Origin of the sequence: uncultured Tenacibaculum sp. (assembly GCF_947498805.1) — a bacterium.
Classification (GTDB): Bacteria; Bacteroidota; Bacteroidia; order Flavobacteriales; family Flavobacteriaceae; genus Polaribacter.
The window spans coordinates 149,166-167,304 of record NZ_CANMLT010000005.1 but is presented as its reverse complement, the minus strand read 5'-3'; the positions used below and the strand labels follow the sequence as shown (position 1 = coordinate 167,304).

The 18,139-nt window shown below is 33.4% G+C and carries 17 protein-coding genes; 7 read left to right on the top strand and 10 right to left on the bottom strand.

The window, feature by feature from the left end; translation table 11 throughout:
* Positions 1-14: 14 nt before the first annotated feature.
* The gene (locus tag Q0873_RS11335; protein WP_299107241.1) at positions 15-446 is read right to left on the bottom strand and encodes a helix-turn-helix domain-containing protein; all 432 of its coding nucleotides are present in this window, start codon (positions 444-446) and stop codon (positions 15-17) included.
* An 82-nt stretch (positions 447-528) separates the two neighbouring features.
* Between Q0873_RS11335 and Q0873_RS11330 the strand changes: the two genes are divergently transcribed.
* The gene (locus Q0873_RS11330; RefSeq protein ID WP_299107239.1) at positions 529-1,539 is read left to right on the top strand and encodes an NAD-dependent epimerase/dehydratase family protein; all 1,011 of its coding nucleotides are present in this window, start codon (positions 529-531) and stop codon (positions 1,537-1,539) included.
* Positions 1,540-1,672: 133 nt separating this feature from the next.
* Here the strand turns inward: Q0873_RS11330 and Q0873_RS11325 are convergent, their stop codons facing one another.
* The 6 genes from Q0873_RS11325 to Q0873_RS11300 all read right to left on the bottom strand — a co-directional run bounded on the left by Q0873_RS11325 (position 1,673) and on the right by Q0873_RS11300 (position 9,421).
* Positions 1,673-2,521: a hypothetical protein gene (locus tag Q0873_RS11325; protein ID WP_299107237.1), complete on the bottom strand. Its 849-nt coding sequence runs from the start codon at positions 2,519-2,521 to the stop codon at positions 1,673-1,675.
* Positions 2,522-2,650: 129 nt separating this feature from the next.
* Positions 2,651-3,166 (bottom strand): hypothetical protein, encoded by a 516-nt coding sequence (locus Q0873_RS11320; protein WP_299107235.1) that lies wholly within the window; start codon positions 3,164-3,166, stop codon positions 2,651-2,653.
* A 256-nt stretch (positions 3,167-3,422) separates the two neighbouring features.
* Entirely contained in the window at positions 3,423-5,231 is a 1,809-nt protein-coding gene (locus Q0873_RS11315; protein WP_299107233.1) for an acyl-CoA dehydrogenase family protein, read from the bottom strand.
* A gap of 25 nt (positions 5,232-5,256) precedes the next feature.
* Entirely contained in the window at positions 5,257-6,447 is a 1,191-nt protein-coding gene (locus tag Q0873_RS11310) for an acetyl-CoA C-acyltransferase (protein WP_299107231.1), read from the bottom strand.
* An 86-nt stretch (positions 6,448-6,533) separates the two neighbouring features.
* Complete coding sequence (locus tag Q0873_RS11305) at positions 6,534-8,939, bottom strand: 3-hydroxyacyl-CoA dehydrogenase/enoyl-CoA hydratase family protein (RefSeq protein ID WP_299107229.1); 2,406 nt, start codon at positions 8,937-8,939, stop codon at positions 6,534-6,536.
* Between the two features lie 17 nt (positions 8,940-8,956).
* Complete coding sequence (locus tag Q0873_RS11300; protein WP_299107226.1) at positions 8,957-9,421, bottom strand: MarR family transcriptional regulator; 465 nt, start codon at positions 9,419-9,421, stop codon at positions 8,957-8,959.
* Positions 9,422-9,606: 185 nt separating this feature from the next.
* Between Q0873_RS11300 and Q0873_RS11295 the strand changes: the two genes are divergently transcribed.
* Genes Q0873_RS11295 through Q0873_RS11270 form a run of 6 tightly spaced genes read left to right on the top strand, consistent with a single transcriptional unit; the run spans position 9,607 to position 14,866 of the window.
* Positions 9,607-10,536, top strand: coding sequence for an ABC transporter ATP-binding protein (locus Q0873_RS11295; RefSeq protein WP_299107224.1), 930 nt, complete (start codon positions 9,607-9,609; stop codon positions 10,534-10,536).
* A 3-nt stretch (positions 10,537-10,539) separates the two neighbouring features.
* Complete coding sequence (locus Q0873_RS11290) at positions 10,540-11,865, top strand: ABC transporter permease (protein WP_299107221.1); 1,326 nt, start codon at positions 10,540-10,542, stop codon at positions 11,863-11,865.
* 14 nt (positions 11,866-11,879) lie between these two features.
* Positions 11,880-12,194, top strand: a complete 315-nt coding sequence (locus Q0873_RS11285; RefSeq protein WP_299107219.1) for a hypothetical protein — start codon at positions 11,880-11,882, stop codon at positions 12,192-12,194.
* 7 nt (positions 12,195-12,201) lie between these two features.
* Positions 12,202-13,044 carry a mechanosensitive ion channel domain-containing protein gene (locus tag Q0873_RS11280; protein ID WP_299107218.1) on the top strand — a complete coding sequence of 281 codons (843 nt, stop codon included), beginning with the start codon at positions 12,202-12,204 and terminating at the stop codon, positions 13,042-13,044.
* 48 nt (positions 13,045-13,092) lie between these two features.
* Entirely contained in the window at positions 13,093-13,725 is a 633-nt protein-coding gene (locus Q0873_RS11275; protein WP_299107216.1) for a hypothetical protein, read from the top strand.
* The gene (locus Q0873_RS11270) at positions 13,703-14,866 is read left to right on the top strand and encodes a sigma-54 dependent transcriptional regulator (RefSeq protein WP_299107215.1); all 1,164 of its coding nucleotides are present in this window, start codon (positions 13,703-13,705) and stop codon (positions 14,864-14,866) included. Before Q0873_RS11275 ends, Q0873_RS11270 begins: the two co-directional genes overlap by 23 nt.
* A gap of 32 nt (positions 14,867-14,898) precedes the next feature.
* Here Q0873_RS11270 and Q0873_RS11265 read toward each other — a convergent pair whose 3' ends face one another.
* The 3 genes from Q0873_RS11265 to katG all read right to left on the bottom strand — a co-directional run bounded on the left by Q0873_RS11265 (position 14,899) and on the right by katG (position 18,128).
* Entirely contained in the window at positions 14,899-15,144 is a 246-nt protein-coding gene (locus tag Q0873_RS11265) for a hexameric tyrosine-coordinated heme protein (protein ID WP_299107212.1), read from the bottom strand.
* A 71-nt stretch (positions 15,145-15,215) separates the two neighbouring features.
* Entirely contained in the window at positions 15,216-15,839 is a 624-nt protein-coding gene (locus tag Q0873_RS11260; RefSeq protein ID WP_299107210.1) for a Crp/Fnr family transcriptional regulator, read from the bottom strand.
* 81 nt (positions 15,840-15,920) lie between these two features.
* Positions 15,921-18,128 (bottom strand): catalase/peroxidase HPI, encoded by a 2,208-nt coding sequence (gene katG / locus Q0873_RS11255; protein ID WP_299107208.1) that lies wholly within the window; start codon positions 18,126-18,128, stop codon positions 15,921-15,923.
* Between the last annotated feature and the right edge of the window lie 11 nt (positions 18,129-18,139).

The window sequence follows — 18,139 nt, the reverse complement described above, 5'->3', positions numbered from 1 at the left end:
AGTTTTAGAAGTGTTTATTTATAGTCTTCTAACCAATTTTTATAATTTTCAACAATTCGCTTATAAGATTCATCTTTGTTTTTTTGAGCCGTATCTAATTGTTTGTCTAAATTTAAACTTGGATGAAATTCTTGCATATAATCTTTGCTCCAAAAGGTTAACTCCATTAGAGTAGGGGTAAGACCCAGTCCTTTGTCTGTTAAAAAATAAATATTAGTTTTTTTATTTGCTGGTAACTTAGTTTTAGAAAGAATTCCATATTCTTCAAGCATTTTTAACCTCGAAGATAGAATATTGGTAGCAATAGCTTCTGTACTTTCTGTAAAATCTTTAAAGGTACTTTTTCCTTCAAAAAGCATTTGTTTTATAATAACTAAAGACCACTTATCTCCCACAATATCAAGAGCTGAAGTGATAGGGCAGTTAGATCGAAATGTATTTCCCATATAATAATTTTAAAATATTACTTGCAAAATAAAAGTAATGTTATATTTTTGCTTGCAAAACAAAAGTAAAAAATAAAGTCAAATGAAAAAAGTATTGTTAACAGGTATTTCAGGTTTTATAGGACAACATTGTGCTATTGAATTATTAAACAAAGGATACAAGGTAAAAGGTTCTTTAAGAAGTCTTAAGAAAGCAGATTATATAATAGATATACTCAAAAAGTATACTGATGCAACAGAACATTTGGAGTTTTGTGAACTTAACTTGCTAGAAGACGAAGGTTGGAATGAGGCAGTAGCCGATTGTGATTTTGTAATGCATGTAGCTTCTCCGTTTATTTCTAAAATTCCGAAAGATGAAAATGAACTTATAAAACCGGCAGTAGAAGGAACCTTAAGAGCATTAAAAGCAGCAGATAACGCAGGTATAAAACGAGTAGTTTTAACCTCTTCTATGGTGGCAATGCTAGGGGATGTAATGGGAGATGGAAACATTAATGAAACTAGTTGGACCAATGTACATGCTAAGAATGCAACTGCATATTTAAAAAGTAAAACATTGGCGGAGAAAAGTGCATGGGACTTTGTTAAGGATAAAAATATGGAATTGGTAACGATACATCCGGGTCCTGTTTATGGTCCTACTACTTCGAGTAATTTATCTGGAGAGTCAATGTCGTTATTTAAGAGAATCATTACGGGAGAGTTAAAACAAATGATCAAGGCAAGTATCAATATGTCTGACGTAAGAGATGTTGCCAAAATTCATGTAGCAGCATTAGAAAATAAAGAAGCAGCCAATCACAGATTTATTGTTGCTTCGGAGAGGGCTTATACATTTACAGAGATTACAAAACTTTTAAAAGAAACTGGTTATGACAAGGTGAAAACAGGAGTCGTTCCTAATTTTATGGTGAAGTTATTGGCCAATTTTAATAGTGAAATGAAGGGAATGATGCCATATGTAGGAAAAAAATACGAAGGTGATATAGCTAAAACAAAAAGTACCTTTAATTGGAAGCCTGTAGCATTTGATAAAATGGTTTTAGATACCGCCACATCTGTTCAAAATGTTTTAGAAGCTAAAAAGTAAGCAAAGTAGCCTAACAACTTTTTGATTGACTAAAATAAACAGTATTAAACTGATAAAGTTGCTTGTTTCAGATCAAATGAAATGAGCAACTTTTAAATCAATACTTGCTTATATAAATACCAAGTTTAGTTTTTTAATTAGTGATCAATAAATTCTTAGAGGCCTTTAATCCGCATTTTTGATATTTGTGATATGCTTTTGCTGCTCTAAGTCTTATAGCATCGTTTGATTCATCTTTTATGTATCCAGATATGGCATCGTGAATCGTATATGCTTCTGGAGCCATTAAACCAGTTGTCCAAACTAGAGGGTTTACATTTGCCTTTTGAAGATGAGGTTTAAAATAGTGTTTGCTGTAGCAAGCTAGAATAATAACATCTCTTTTCTTTTGATCGGTGTTTATAAATTCTTCATTTAAATTGAAATCCATTAATCCATCATGACCTATATACGCTATTAGTTGTGCGTTACCTTTAATGCCGAGTACTTGATCTTTTATTTGAATAGTATCTTTTGTAACTCCTGCACTACTGCGTAAAAATGTTTCTGTTGCTTGTTTTATGTACTTTCCGTTATAAGCATCTGCAACTAAGTAATAATCTTTATTACGATGTTTGAAAATAACTCTTTCTAAAATAAGTGAATCAATTTTTTCTTGTTTCAAGAATGTCCATTCAGAACTTCTTTTAAAAAAAGTTTTAATACCATAGGCGGTTCCCCAATAAAGATTATTTCTTGGGTCTTGTCCATTCCCAATCTTTTTAGGGACAGATACTATTCCTTGATATTTATTATCACAAAGTGCCACCATAATATGAATGACTTTGGTGGAGGATGTGTATTCAATGTTTGGTAAATGGTTGTTCTCTTTTTTGATTTCTTCTTTTTGAGCTATTAGATAAGAATTGGATTTCGTCTTGATTTCTTTTTTACATGAAAAAAAAGATAGGCTAAGAATTGTAACTAAAAGAATCTTTTTCATACTGAATTGAAGTGTTTTTTGTTGATTCGGTGCAATTTTCTATTGTAAATTTAGTTAAAAAAACTTGACAGATTTAGCTTTCCCATATTTTGAATGAGGTAAATGGAGTCATAGAGAAAGAATGATTCTTTATGCTATCCAGTTAACTAGAGTTTTTTTGAGTTTCCACTTATTATCCTCTAGCTCATATATTCCCATCATTCTTCCTCCACATAAAGGACCACAAAATTTAACAAAATCAATCAAAGCGACTGTATAGGACTCATTAAAAATTGGTTTGGATATGGAAGAAAATCCATACTTGCAATTCTTTTTTTCTAACCAATCAATATAGGAATAGTCTTCATTTTTAACTAAGTGAGTTAATTTTACAAAGTTGTTAAATTCATCATTTGTTATAATGGTTTTAGAATTAATCAATTCTGGATTTATTTTAAAGTCTTTAAATAGTTTTAATTGAAAATTTAGATGGTTAATGTCTTCTATTTTTAATTCGTCTTGAATCATGGTTTTAAAATCGTCATCAATAATTGGGGACCATGATGAATTTTCTAAAAATGCATTAGAGTTTAGTAAATGATGAGTTGTAATAAGTTGAGTAATTATTTTTTCAGAAGCCTCTCTGTCATTGATAAGTTGATTCATTTTTGAATCACAAGCGGTTAAAAAAATAAAGATTGCAAAAATTATATATATTAGTTTACGCATAATGCTATTCTTTCTGAAAGACAGACTAATATACATAAAATAGTTGTTGGCTATTTTGAGTATAAAAAAAGACCGTCAAAACCTAATTCGACGATCTTTTAAACAAACAACTAAATTCTAAAACCTATAAAAGTTGAAGAAATTTTTAAAAACCACCCACGCTTGTTAGCAACGCTAGGCGGTTTTAATATGTTTAGAAGCAGTATTTATTTTCTGCTTTTAATTTATCTGCAATTGTATTACGTAACTCAACTACGTTAGGGTAGTTAGCGTATTTTGTAAAACGCTTAAGTCCCATTAACATCATACGTTGCTCATCACCTTCAGCAAAAGAGATAATTCCTTCTCTTGCATTTGTAGTAATAGTTTCTACTGCGTTGTATAAGTATAACTTAGCCATAGCAATCTGTTCTTTTTGAGCATCTTCTCCAAAACGCTTTGCGTTCTTTTCAGTTCTTAAAATTCCAGATTCTGCCATGTATATTTCAATTAAAATATTAGATGCAGCAGTTAATAACTGTTGGTGCTTTTCTAAGTCTGGACCAAACTTTTGTAAAGCAGCTCCAGCTACCATTAAGAATACTTTCTTTAATTTTCCAATGATTTCCTTTTCTTCAGAGAATAACTCAGAATAATCTGGAGTATCGAAAGAAGGAATTCCCATTAACTCATCAGCAACTTTCATAGCAGGATTTAATAAATCTACATGGCCTTTCATGGCTTTCTTTACTAACATTCCTACAGAAAGTAAACGGTTAATTTCGTTGGTACCTTCATAAATACGAGCAATACGAGCATCTCTCCAAGCAGACTCCATTGGAGTTTCTTCAGAGAATCCCATACCTCCGTAAATTTGAATTCCTTCGTCTGAACAGTTTTGTACATCTTCAGAAACAGCTACTTTTAAGATAGAACACTCAATAGCGTATTCTTCAACACCTTTTAATTCTGCTTCTTGATGTGTATTTCCTTCAGCTTCACGAATAGCAATTCTATCTTCAATGTTTTTAGCAGCTCTATAAGAAGCAGACTCACCAACATATGCGCTAGCAGCCATTTCAGCTAACTTCATTTTGATAGCTCCAAATTCAGAAATTGGAGTTTTAAATTGCTTACGCTCATTTGCATAGTTTACAGCATGACTAATAATTCTTCTTTGAGAATCTAAACAAGCCGCTGCTAATTTGATACGTCCTACGTTTAATGCGTTCATAGCGATTTTAAATCCACCACCACGAACAGATAACATATTTTCAACTGGTACTAACGTATCGTTAAAGAATACCTGACGTGTAGAAGATGCACGAATACCTAATTTATGCTCTTCTTCTCCTAAAGTAACTCCATTAGGATTGTTTTTGTCATATTCTAAAATAAAACCAGTAATGTTTTTATCGTCTTCGATACGAGCAAATACGATGAATACTTCAGCAAAACCTGCGTTAGAAATCCACATTTTTTGCCCGTTTAATTTATAATGCTTTCCGTCTTCTGTTAATTCAGCAGTAGTTTTACCAGAGTTAGCATCAGATCCAGCTCCTGGTTCTGTTAAACAGTAAGCTCCAAAACGCTCTCCCATTGCTAAAGCAGGAACAAATTTTTGCTTTTGCTCTTCTGTACCATATAAAGTAATAGGCATAGTACCAATACCTGTATGTGCACCAAAAGCAGTACTAAAAGATCCTGTTCCACTTGAAATATAATCACAAGTTAACATGGTAGAAACAAATCCCATTCCTAATCCGCCATAAGCTTCAGGAACAGCAACACCTAAGAAACCTAACGCACCAGCTTTACGCATTACTTCTTCTGTTAAAGCGTAATCTTTCTTTTCAAATCTTTCTTTATGAGGAATGATTTCACGATCGTTAAATTCTTTAACCGCATCACGCATCATTGTTTGCTCTTCTGAAAAATCTTCAGGAGTAAATATATCTTCACATTTTGTTTCTTTTACTAGGAACTGCCCTCCACGTAAAATATCTTTATTTAATTCTGACATCTGTTTTTGTTGATTTTTTAGGTTGTTAACTTAAGAATTCGAAAATACCAGCAGCACCTTGTCCAGTACCTACACACATGGTTACCATTCCGTATTTTCCTTTCATTTCACGCTTGCGCATTTCATCAAATAACTGAACTGATAATTTACCTCCAGTACATCCTAATGGGTGACCTAAAGCAATTGCTCCACCATTTACGTTAATGATATCCGGATTTAAATCTAACTCACGAATAACAGCCAATGATTGTGAAGCAAATGCCTCGTTCAATTCAATTAATTCAATATCACTTTGTTGTAAACCAGCTTGTTTTAAAGCTTTTGGAATGGCAGCTACAGGACCAATACCCATAATACGAGGTGGTACTCCAGCAGCAGCATAGCTTACTAAGCGCGCTTCTGGCTCAATACCTAACTCTTTTACCATATCTTCACTCATTACCATTACGAATGCAGCACCATCACTTGTTTGTGATGAATTACCAGCAGTAACAGAACCGTTTGCAGCAAATACTGCACGTAACCTTGCTAAAGCTTCTACACTTGTTCCTCTACGAGGACCTTCGTCTTTAGTAACTGTATAATTTCTTGTTGCTCGTTTTCCATTTTCTCCAATGTAAGTTTCTTCAACATTAATAGGAGCAATTTGATCTTGGAAACGATCTCCATCCAAAGCTTTTAAAGCTTTCATATGTGATTCGTAAGCAAATTTATCTTGGTCTTCACGAGAAATATTGTACTGTTGTGCTACTGCTTCAGCAGTATTACCCATTCCCCAGTAATAATCTTCATGACCAGCATTTACGATATCGTAGTTTAATTCTGGTTTAAAACCAGTCATTGGTACAGAACTCATACTTTCAGCTCCTCCTGCAATAATACATTCAGCCATTCCTGATTGAATTTTTGCTACTGCCATACCAATTGTTTCTAATCCTGATGAACAGAAACGGTTTACAGTTACTCCAGGAACATCTACAGAATCTAATCCAATTAAAGAAATGATTCTAGCCATGTTTAATCCTTGAGATCCTTCTGGCATTGCATTACCAACAATAACGTCGTCAATACGTTTTACGTCGAATTCAGGAAGCTTCGTCATCATATATTTGATGGTTTCAGCAGCTAATTCGTCAGCTCTTTTAAATCTGAACACACCTTTTTTAGATTTCCCTACGGCGGTTCTATATCCTTTTACTATATATGCTGTTTTCATATTTTTAAAGTTTTTAGTGTTTAGTTTTAAGTTTTTTAGTGAGTATAACGCATCACTAATAACTCATCACTAATAACTCGTAACGTTTAGTTACGTAATGGTTTACCAGTTTTTAACATGTGCTGAATACGCTCCAAGGTTTTTCTTTCTGTAGTTAAACTTAAGAAAGCTTCACGCTCAAGGTCTAATAAATACTGTTCAGTAACTTTTGTTGGTTCTGATAAATCTCCACCAGCCATTACATAAGCTAGTTTGTTTGCAATTTTCTGATCGTGCTCAGAAATATATTTAGAAGCATTCATAGAGTCTGTTCCTACTAAGAACATACCTAATGCTTGTTTTCCTAATGCTAAAATATCTTTACGTTTTACAGGCTGAGAATATCCAGCTTCTGCTAGTAATAAAGCGTGTTTCTTAGCTTCGGCGATTTGACGATCTTTGTTTACAACTACTACATCTTTTCCTTTTTGAAGTAAGTTTAAGTCGAATGCTTCATGTGCAGAAGTAGCAACTTTAGCCATACCAATAGTTAAGAAGTGTTCTTGTAATACGTTTAATTGAACGTCTCCAGTGTGGAATAAATCTTGAGCTCTTAAAGCCATTTCTTTAGATCCACCACCACCAGGAATTACTCCAACTCCAAATTCTACTAAACCGATATATGTTTCGGCAGCAGCAACTACTTTATCTGCGTGTAATGATAATTCACATCCACCTCCTAAAGTCATTCCATGTGGAGCTGCAACTGTTGGAATAGCAGAGTAGCGCATACGCATCATGGTATCTTGGAAATACTTGATAGCCATATTTAACTCGTCATACTCTTGCTCAACAGCCATCATAAAGATCATTCCAATATTAGCACCTACAGAGAAGTTAGCTCCTTGGTTACCAATTACCAATCCTTGGAAGTCTTTTTCAGCTAAATCAACTGCTTTGTTTAATCCAGCTAAAACATCTCCACCAATAGTGTTCATTTTAGATTGGAACTCACAGTTTAATATTCCGTCTCCTAAGTCTTCAATAACAACTCCAGAGTTTTTAAATACCTCAGTAGTTTTACGGATGTTATCTAAGATGATAAATGCATCTTGACCTGGTTTTTTTACTTGTTCTTTAGCTTCTACATCATAATAGTATGTAGCACCATTTTTTACTGAATAGAAAGAAGTTTCTCCTTTAGCTACCATTTCAGTAACCCAAGCAGCAGGCTCTTTTCCTTCAGCTTTCATTAATTCGATACCTTTTTCTACACCTACAGCATCCCAAATTTCGAAAGGTCCATTTTCCCATCCGAAACCAGCTTTCATGGCATCGTCTATTCTGTATAATTCATCAGAAATTTCTGGAATTCTATTTTGAACATAAGCAAACATTGCTGCGAAGTTCTTACGGTAGAATTCTCCCGCTTTATCTTTTCCACCAACTAATACTTTAAAACGATCAATTGGCTTGTCAATAGTTTTTGTTAATTCTAAAGTAGCAAACTTAGCACGCTTCTTAGTACGATATTCCATCGTGTCTAGGTCTAAAGATAAAATTTCTTTTTTCCCTTCAGCGTTTACAGATTTCTTATAAAATCCTTGCTTCGTTTTACTTCCTAACCATTTGTTTTCCATCATTGTATTGATGAAATCTGGTAACTTAAATAAGTCATGCGCTTCGTCATCAGGACAGTTTTCATAAATACCATTAGCAACATGTACTAAAGTATCTAATCCTACTACATCAACTGTACGGAAAGTAGCCGATTTAGGGCGTCCAATAACTGGTCCTGTTAATTTATCAACTTCTTCAATAGTTAATCCTAATTCCTTTACTTGGTGGAATAAAGATTGAATTCCGAAGATACCAATACGGTTACCAATAAACGCTGGAGTATCTTTTGCTAATACTGAAGTTTTTCCTAAGAACTTAGAACCATAGTCCATTAAGAAGTCAGTAACTTCTTGCTTACAATCTGGACCTGGTACAACCTCAAATAATTTTAAGTAACGAGGAGGGTTAAAGAAGTGTGTTACCGCAAAATGCTTACGGAAATCTTCACTACGTCCTTCGTTCATAAATTTAATTGGAATACCAGAGGTATTAGAAGAAATAATAGTACCCGGTGTACGGTATTTTTCAACCTTTTCAAAAACACTTTGTTTAATATCTAAGCGTTCCACAACTACTTCCATGATCCAATCTACATCTTTAATTTTGTGTAAATCGTCTTCTAGGTTACCAGTAGTAATTCTATCTGCAAATTTTTTGTTGTAGATAGGTGATGGTTTTGATTTTAAAGAAGCTGTTAAAGCATCGTTTACCATACGGTTACGAACTACTTTGTCTTCTAAGGTTAATCCTTTTGCTTTTTCCTTGTCGTTAAGTTCTCTTGGTACAATATCCAATAATAAAACCTCAACGCCAATGTTTGCAAAATGACATGCAATACCCGATCCCATGATACCAGAACCGATAATCGCTACTTTTTTAATTCTTCTTGTCATTTGTCTATTGGTTTGTTTTATACAGCTTGTTTGTTAATGTCTTCGTCTCCATATATTAACTTATCAGTGATAAGCTTATTGATGGTAGCAGTTACTTTGAAAAAAACTTCTAGTTCTTTTTCCGTAACATGCTCTCTTACTTTATTGTTAAATTGGTATACATGTCCCTTCGAAACTTCTCTCATTTCTTTACCATAATCTGTAAGCTTTATGATAACACTTCTACCATCATTTGGGTTTTTCTCCCTACAAATCACACCTTTGTCTTCCATGTTTTTTAACAAACGAGAAAGGCTGGTTGGCTCCATTCCCATTTGAGGACCTAAAGCCGTTGAAGGGGTGCCATTCTCGTAATCTATATTCAACAAGACAAAGGCCGTAGCCATTGTACTATCATGTTTTGCAGCCTGCTCATTATACATTTTTGCAACCGCTTGCCATGTAGCTCTTAATTGATGATCTATTGATTTATTTTTATCCATGCCCGTCAAAGATATAAAATTTTATTATGCATGCATAGTAAATTGCAAAAAAATTATGCATGCATAGTATTTTTTATTTTCCAAAGCGTGTAACAATTGGTGTTTATCTTCTACTTATTAATTAGAAAATATGTAAGTTTGTCTGTACTGATAACTTATTTAAAGTAAATCAACTAATAAATTCAATGAATAACTTATTACAAATTAATAATGTAGTAAAACGCTATGGGGATTATACTGCATTAAACAATGTTTCTCTTGAAATACCTAAGGGAAGCGTTTACGGACTTTTAGGACCTAACGGGGCAGGTAAAACTTCTTTGATTAGAATTATTAATCAAATTACCATGCCAGATTCTGGAGAGGTAATTTTAGATGGAGAAAAATTGGCTCCAAATCATGTTGAACATATTGGATATCTACCTGAAGAAAGAGGATTGTACAAATCTATGAAGGTTGGTGAACAAGCATTGTATTTAGCTCAGTTAAAAGGATTGAGTAAATCAGAGGCTAAAAAAAGATTGAAATATTGGTTTGATAAGTTTGATATTGGCGCTTGGTGGGGAAAGAAAATCGAAGAGTTATCAAAAGGAATGGCGCAAAAAGTACAGTTTATAGTAACCGTATTGCACCAGCCTAAATTATTAATATTTGATGAGCCTTTTTCTGGTTTTGATCCTATCAACGCACAATTAATAGCGAAAGAGATCTTACAATTAAGAGATGAAGGAGCTACCATTATATTCTCAACACACCGTATGGAAAGTGTAGAGGAGATGTGTGATTATATTGCTTTAATAAATAAGTCGAATAAAATTTTAGAAGGAAAGTTAGACGATGTTAAGAAGGAATTTAGAACCAATACATTCCAAGTAGGTTTAAATACAGCAAACCCAACAGAGGTAGAGGCTAAATTGAGAGAAAATTTCACAATATTTCCTGGAGATTTTAGATTGTTAAATGATGGTCTTAAGTTAAATGTAAAGTTAACTGAAGGGAATTCGGCAAACGATTTATTATCGTATTTAACTTCTCAAGGACAAGTACAACATTTTGTAGAACTTATACCAAGTGCCAACGATATTTTTATTGAGGCGGTAAATAAAAACAGTTAAGCTATGAGCAGATTACGATTAATTATAGAACGCGAGTTTATTGCCAAGGTAAGAAACAAGTCATTTATTATGATGACGTTCTTAAGTCCATTGTTAATGGTAGGAATGGGTGCATTGGTTTTTTTCTTAATGAAGAAGAACGATGAAAAAGTTAAGAAAATAGTATTTGTTGATGAATCTGGAATGTTCTCTGAAGATGTATTCAAAGATTCGAAGACACTTAAATATGAAGATTTTACAAAGTTAGGAATAGAGGAGTCTAAAAAGAAAGTTGAAGAAGGTGATTATTACGGAGCTTTATACATTCCTAAGAAAGATAGTTTAGAAGTTTTAGCAAATTCAATTGAGTTTTTCTCAAAGGATTCACCAAGTATGACTGTAATAGGAAGCTTGGAAGGTAAAATAGAAAAGAAGTTAAGAAACGAAAAGTTAACCAGTTTTGGTATTGACTTGGCGCATATCAAAGAGTCGAGAATTTCTTCTGATATAAAAATGTTTAATTTTTCTGGAGAGAAATCATCTAAAGCAAAAAATGTTGCCAGTATCATTGCTGGAGGTTTAGCAGGATATATGCTGTTTATGTTTGTAATGATTTATGGTACTTCTGTAATGAGAAGTGTTATCGAGGAGAAAACAAGTAGAATTATTGAAGTAATTGTTTCTTCGGTAAAGCCTTTCCAATTAATGTTAGGAAAAATTATAGGAAATGCTTCTGCAGGTTTATTACAGTTCTTTATTTGGGGAGTATTGTTGTTTATAATAACAATTGTTGCTTCTTCTATTTTAGGAATTGATTTGGTTGAAATGCAAACAGCAAAAATACCAGCAGATCAAATGGAAGTAATGAAGCAAGCTGCTTCAAGTAATAAGTTTGAACAAATAGCTGTTGAGTTTTTTAGTCTTCCTTTATTTAAAATGTTTGTAATCTTTATTTTTTACTTTTTAGGAGGATATATGTTATACAGTTCGTTATTTGCAGCTGTTGGTGCGGCGGTAGATAATGAAACCGATACACAACAGTTTATGATGCCTATTATGTTGCCATTAATACTTGGTGTATATGTAGGATTTTTTACAGTAATCAATGATCCACATGGACCAATTTCTGTTATATTTTCTCATATTCCTTTTACTTCTCCAATTGTAATGCTAATGCGTATACCGTTTGGAGTAGCTTGGTGGGAGATTGCAATATCAATGTTACTGTTAGTAGCTACCTTTATGTTTATGGTATGGTTTGCTGCTAAAATTTATAGAGTTGGTATTTTATCTTATGGTAAGAAACCTACTTATAAAGACTTATGGAAATGGATTCGTTATAGCGGATAAGAAGTTATTTATAGATGGAAAATATTCAATTAAAAAAGCCTACCAATTACAAAAGGTGGGCTTTTAAGTTTCTTATTTATTTAGTTATACTAAATATAGCAGTAGCTTATGTGGTAATTAATTTTGCAGAAGGATTTCATGAATTTGCGCGATTCAGTCAAAACATGCTTATATTTTCTGTTATAGGAACTGCGATTCTTATTGCAGGAATTATTTTTACGATATTGAGCATTGTTAAAAAAGAAGAAAAGAATTATCAGTATTATATTTCCATAATAGGTTATATCTTTTTTACAGTATCATCTATTATGCTACCTTTATTTAATTAAAAAGATAATGAAAGAATTTACCAAAGAGGTTATAGAAATATTGAACTACCGATTGCCAATTGGAGGTAAAGGTGTAGATATTACTATTAAAACAGTTTTAATACTCATTGTATCACTCATTATAGCAAATATTGTTTTTAAATATTTTAAAAAGTTTGTTAGAAGAAGACTGCAAGAAGAAGACAAGAACAAGTTTAATACTGTTTTTTCCTTTACCAGTTGGTTTATTTATGCTATTATATTTTCAATGATATTAAGCTCTTCTGGAGTTAATTTAAGTGCAATCTTAGTTGCTTCTTCAGCATTGTTAATTGGTATTGGTTTGGCATTGCAAACCTTTTTTCAAGATATTATTTCTGGTATTTTTATTATTCTTGATCAGAGTGTACATGTTGGAGATATCATTGAAATAGACGGGAAGGTTGGAAGAGTAGAAGAAATCAAATTAAGAACTACCAGAGCAGTGACCATTGACAATAAAGTATTGGTCATTCCAAATCATAAATATTTATCAAACAGTTTATACAATTGGACACAAAACGGAACTACTACTAGAGAAAATGTATCAGTGGGTGTTGCTTATGGAAGTGATGTACAATTGGTTAAAAAATTATTAATTCAAGCGGCTACAGAGCACCCTAAAGTTTTAAAGGAACCAGCTCCTTTAGTGATTTTTGAAAACTTTGGAGATAGTTCGTTGGATTTTAAACTTATTTTTACGCTGGATGATAGTTTTAAAGCAATTATACCCCAAAGTGAAATACGTTTTCGAATAGACGAATTGTTTAGAGAACACAATATTAGTATACCGTTCCCGCAGAGAGATATACATATTATAAAAGGAGATTAATAGTTTAAGAGTTTATTAGTTTAGGAAGTTGCAGAGAAAGATTTGGTTATGAAAAAAAGAAAGGTAATTGAGTTATTGGTATACTTAACTCTTGGGCTGTTTTTAATGTTTTGTTATGTTGATTGGAATTTGTCCATTATTCTAGTTTCTATATTGATTTCAGTACTTATTTTGATAAAAGCTTTTGAAATAATTATGTTTTTAATAATAAAGAAGAAGTTGTTAAAACTAGGTAGACTAGAATTATTTAGATCAGAATTTTTAAGGGGACTTATCGGAATAGCCTTTCCAATTATTTTACTCTTGTTATTGAAATATTCTGACTTTTTTGAAATTGAAGGAAATAATTTCTCGACATTTTTTTTGAGAGATACAAAACAACTTGTATTTTATTATACAATAGTAATATCACTTATATTCAGGTATGTAGTTGATGATACAGCAATGTTTTATGCTACCAATAAAGGCTTAGTAACGAGAGGAAATTACTTTGAATCGTATTTTTGGAGTGATTTTTTAGAATTCAAAATAATAAAGGAACAGTCTTTGATTCGTTTTAAAAAGAAAAATGGTAAATTCCTCTTTATTACCTATGATGATACGTTTAAAGAGAAAGAGGAATTAATAATAGAAAGTTTAAGTAAAAATCTAACTGAAGATGTCAAAAATATTAATCATTGAAGACGAAGCGGCAATCCGTAGAGTTTTAAAAAAAATTATTTCAGAAGAAAATGATGCCTATGAAGTAGAGGAAGCAGAGGATGGGTTGGCAGGTATTGAAATGATTAAAGATAAAGATTACGATTTAGTATTGTGTGATATTAAGATGCCAAAAATGGACGGTGTTGAGGTATTGGAAAAAGCTAAAAAATTAAAACCAGAAGTACCTATGGTTATGATTTCTGGTCATGGTGATTTAGACACAGCCGTAAATACAATGCGTTTAGGTGCCTTTGATTATATTTCAAAACCGCCAGATTTAAATCGTTTGTTAAATACAGTTCGTAATGCGCTAGATAAGAAGGAGCTTGTGGTTGAAAACAAGCGATTGAAGAAAAAGGTGAGCAAGAACTATGAAATGATTGGTGAAAGTGATGCCATTACGCATATCAAAGAAATTATTGAAAAAGTAGCCGCTACAGATGCACGTGTTTTAATTACTGGACCAAACGGAACAGGAAAAGAATTGGTTGCCCATTGGTTACACGAAAAATCAGATCGTTCTAAATCTTCCATGATTGAAGTAAACTGTGCTGCAATTCCTTCTGAATTAATAGAAAGTGAATTATTCGGACATGTAAAAGGAAGTTTTACAGGAGCGAATAAAGATAGAGCAGGGAAATTTGAAGCAGCAAACAAAGGAACTATTTTCTTAGATGAAATTGGTGATATGAGCCTTTCTGCGCAAGCAAAAGTATTACGTGCTTTACAAGAAAATCGTATTCAACGTGTAGGTTCTGATAAAGATATTAAAGTTGATGTTCGTGTGGTTGCGGCAACAAATAAAGACTTAAAGAAGGAGATTGCTGAAGGTCGTTTTAGAGAAGATTTATATCACCGTTTAGCAGTTATTTTAATTAAAGTACCTGCTTTAAATGATAGACGTGATGATATTCCGTTATTGGTAGATTTCTTTGCAGATAAGATTTCGAAAGAACAAGGAACTCCTAAAAAGAGTTTTTCAGATGATGCCATCAAATTATTACAAGAGTACGATTGGACCGGAAATATTCGAGAGTTAAGAAACGTAGTAGAACGTTTAATAATACTCGGAGAAAAAGAGGTTTCTGGAAATGATGTACAATTGTTTGCAAGTAAATAAAAAAAGAAAGAGGTTTTAATAACCTCTTTTTTTTATGTGTTTTTCCAATAATTATTAGCTTCTGCAATAGTAGCAAATTCTGTAGCAACTGTTTGTCCAATAGCAATTAACATAGCGGCATCGTTTGCATAGGTTGGACGCATTTTTTCTCTAGCTTCAGCATCGGGTTGTGTTATTTTTATGATTAACCTCGCCATTTTTACTGCTAAAGCTCTTCCTGCTTCAGGAGTTTCAGTAATCAAAGAGTTTCCTGGAATTAATTGAACTTGTTCTGACATGTTTAAAAATTGTTAGTTATGAAGTTCAAAATTATGAGTCGTCTTGTTCAATATCAGTGACAAGGGTCACACTACGTTAAATTAATTTTTCTTCCTTGCTGTTTGAGAGTTCGATTGCGCTCTAACTTTTTAATCAATCGAGAAATGACTTCTCTAGAAGTACCTAAGTCATAGGCAATTTCTTTATGGGAGATTGCTAGCAATTTGGTGTTTCGTAATTGTGATTTTGTATGTAAGTAATTAATAAGCCTATCTTCCAACTTGTAAAAAATAAGTTGTTTGGTCGTATCTAATAATTCGCTGTAATGTTTTTGGTAATTGTTCAATATGATGTTATTTAAAGAAGGAAATTTCTTAGCCCAATCAGCCACTTTATGTATCGGAAGTAAAAGTAAATCACTATCTGTTTCTGCAATAGCCGAGAAAGAAGCTTTTTCTGAACTTTTGATATGGGCAAAACTATAAATGCAAGACTCACCAGCTGTGATATAGTATAGTAAAAACTCGGTGTCGTCTTCAGAACAAAATACTTTAACAGATCCATTTTGAATAATAGGAAGGTATTTAATGTATTGTCCTTGCTTTACAATATGCTCTTCTGCTTTAAAGCTTTTTACTATTGCATACTCCTCTATTTCGTTGATTAGAGTTTCATCGAAAAGCGGATAACAGTTTTTTAAAAAACTAGCGATCATTTCTATATGTTTGGTATGAAAAAAAGAAGAACTCAGAAAGCTCTTCTTTTTTAATATGTTATTATAAATTGATTGATTCGATTAAGCCAAATCAAATCTATCTAAGTCCATTACTTTTGCCCATGCAGCAACAAAGTCGTTTACAAAACGTGCTTCACCATCATCTGCACCATAGACTTCACAAACCGCTCTTAGTTCAGTATTCGAACCAAAAATTAAATCGGCTCTGGTTCCGTGGAATTTCATAGCACCTGTTGCACGATCTCTACCAATAAACTCTTTGTCTTCTCCATTCGTTGCTTTCCAGGTTAAAGAAAAATCTAAAACATTGCTAAAGAAATCGTTGGTTAAGTGTCCTACATTGTTTGTAAACACACCGTGTTTAGAACCATCGTAATTGGTGCCTAATACACGTAATCCACCTACTAAAGCTGTCATTTCAGGAATAGAAAGGGTTAATAAATTTGCTTTGTCTACTAGTAAATCTTCAGCAGCAACATTTAGTTTTGAATTCTGATAGTTTCTAAAACCATCAGCTAAAGGTTCCATATGACTAAACGATTCTAAATCTGTTTGTGCTTGCGTAGCATCACCACGACCTTGAGTAAAAGGAACGCTTACATTATGTCCTGCTTTTTTTGCAGCCTCTTCAACCCCTGCATTTCCAGCTAGTACAATTAAGTCTGCCATAGAAACAGTACCGCTAAACTCTTTTTGAATTCCTTCTAAAATAGGTAAAACCTTGTTTAATTCTTCTGGGTTGTTTGCTTCCCAATTACGTTGAGGTTCTAAACGAATTCTCGCTCCATTAGCTCCACCACGTTTGTCTGATCCTCTAAAAGTAGATGCCGACGCCCAAGCAGTTTTTACCAATTCTCCAACAGATAATCCTGAAGCTAAAACCATTTTCTTTAAAGAATCGATATCACCATCACTTAAGGTATAATTTACTTTTGGTACTGGATCTTGCCAAATTAATTCTTCAGAAGGTACTTCTGGACCTAAATAACGATCAATAGGTCCCATATCTCTATGCGTTAATTTAAACCAAGCACGTGCAAAAGCATCTTCAAAAGCTGCGTGATCTTTATGGAAACGCTCTGAAATTTCTCTATAAGTAGGATCCATTTTTAATGCCATGTCTGCAGTAGACATCATTAAAGCTTGTGTTCCGTTAGCATCTCCTGCTTTCGGAGCCATTCTTGCATTAGAAGCAGCAGTAGGTGTCCATTGATGTGCTCCAGCCGGACTCTTGGTAAGCTCCCAATCGTAGTTTAATAATACATCGAAATAATCATGGTCCCATTGGATAGGATTAGGTGTCCAAGCACCTTCTAAACCACTGGTAATAGTATCGTCTAAAACTCCTGTTCCGAATGAGTTCTTCCAACCGGTACTCATTTCTTCCATAGAAGCTCCATGTGGTTCAACTCCCACATACTTATCTGGGTCTGCTGCACCGTGTGCTTTTCCGAAGGTATGTCCACCTGCTACTAAAGCAACGGTTTCTTCATCGTTCATCGCCATTCTTCCGAAGGTAATTTTAATATCGTGTGCAGATTTTAACGGGTCAGGTTCTCCATTAGGTCCTTCAGGGTTTACATAAATTAATCCCATATGTACTGCACCTAAATGTCCTTCTAATTCACCATCACTCGTATCATATCTATTGTCATTTCCTAACCACTGATTTTCACTACCCCAATAAATATCTTGCTCTGGTTCCCATACATCTTCACGTCCGCCTGCAAAACCAAAAGTTTTAAAGCCCATTGATTCTAAAGCACAGTTTCCTGCTAAAATCATTAAGTCTGCCCAAGAAATCTTATTTCCATATTTCTTTTTAATAGGCCATAATAATAAACGTGCTTTGTCTAAGTTTCCATTATCTGGCCAACTATTTAATGGAGCAAAACGATGTGTTCCAGATCCTGCACCTCCACGACCATCACCAACACGATAGGTTCCGGCACTGTGCCAAGCCATACGAATCATTAGTCCACCATAGTGTCCGTAGTCAGCAGGCCACCAATCTTGTGAATCGGTCATTAAATTAATAAGGTCTTGTTTTAGGGCGTTATAGTCTATACTATTAAAAGCTTCTTTATAATCGAAGCTATTTCCCATTGGGTCGTTTTTTGAAGCATTTTGTCTAAGTATGTTTAGCTTCAATTCGTTTGGCCACCAATCTCTATTTGTAGTTCCTCCTCCAGCAGGTTTTTTTTGAGCACTATGGAAAGGGCACTTAGAAATATCACCAGAAGATCCGTGTAAATCTGAGGTATTCATAATTTGTTGTT